Raw genomic sequence first — 1,206 nt, forward strand, 5'->3', positions numbered from 1 at the left:
CACGACCTGGGTGATGACACGCGCAGGTAGTCGCAGAGGCCGACGAGTGAGTCGTACCCGCGCGGGGCCGGTTGCGGTGCGTTTTGCGCGGTCTGAGCCCTGGGATCGTGCGCATCGCACCGCAATGCTTCCCGCGTGCCGTGACCGGCCGTTGCCGGTGAAGGTTCGTGGTCGGAGATCGACGGTGAGGTGGGTGCGAGACCGCAGCCGTTACTCGACGTTGATCAGCCGCCACCCCAAGTGGATAGGACGTGCTCGTCTCGAAACGGTCACGCTGCGATGGCCCGTCGGGTCGTCGCGCCGGGCGATGGTCAGGCGGCCCCGGACATGGCTACGGCCCGCACCCCGGGGCGGGGCGCGGGCCGTAGATAGCTGTGGCCGGCCGGATGGCCCGAGGCGACCTGCGCGGACTCGGGCGCGGGCGAGCTCAGGGCAGGGCGTGGAAGGTGCGGTCGTGGTAGATCAGCGGGGCCGCAGCGGGGTCGGTCGCGGCTTCCAGGACCAGGCCGACGATGAGGAAGTGGTCGCCGGCCTCGATCGGCGGGCGGGTGGCGCAGCGCAGCCAGGCCCGGCCGCCGTCGAGCAGCGGCTCCCCGGTGGGCAGCGCGGTCCAGCGGGTCGGCTCGGCGAAGCGGTCGATGCCGCTGCGGGCGACGTCCTCCTGCGCCGAGGAGAGCAGGTTGACCACGAACGTCTCGTCGGCCTGCAGGTGCGGCCAGGCCGACGTGCCCGACGAGATCGCGAAGACGACCATCGGCGGCTCGGCGGACAGCGACGCCAACGACGTCGCCGTGAAGCCGACCGGTCCCACGCCGGCGTCCGTCGTGATGACGGCGACGCCCGGCGGGTGGCCCCGAAAGACGGTCCGGAACAGGTCGCCGTCGGCGGCGCGCGCCCTGGGGGCTCCCTGGGTCTGGCGAAGCGAGGCGGTCATACGGATGCTCCCGAGGTTCGAGGGACGGATGGTGTTCGGCCGGTGCCACCGACCGGGCCGAACACTGCCGGGCCGCGGGGTGCGCACCGCGCGGATCCCCGGCCGGCGGCGAGGCCGGTCGGTTGATCATGTGCCGAACCGCGGCAACGGAGGTGGACGGTGCCGAGGCGTCGGCGTCGGCGTCGGCGTCGGCGCGAGGGCTGGAGGTGGATAGGGGACACGTGCTGGTCAGGGCCACCGGCGGAGGAACGGGCGGCGGGTGCGCCGGCCGG

General features: G+C 73.6%; 1 protein-coding gene. It reads right to left on the reverse strand.

The window, feature by feature from the left end; genetic code table 11:
* Window positions 1-427: 427 nt before the first annotated feature.
* Window positions 428-934 (reverse strand): flavin reductase family protein, encoded by a 507-nt coding sequence (locus G6R25_RS24065; protein WP_163554662.1) that lies wholly within the window; start codon window positions 932-934, stop codon window positions 428-430.
* Window positions 935-1,206: the final 272 nt, after the last annotated feature.

Source organism: Candidatus Frankia alpina (assembly GCF_902806485.1).
GTDB lineage: Bacteria > Actinomycetota > Actinomycetes > Frankiales > Frankiaceae > Frankia > Frankia alpina.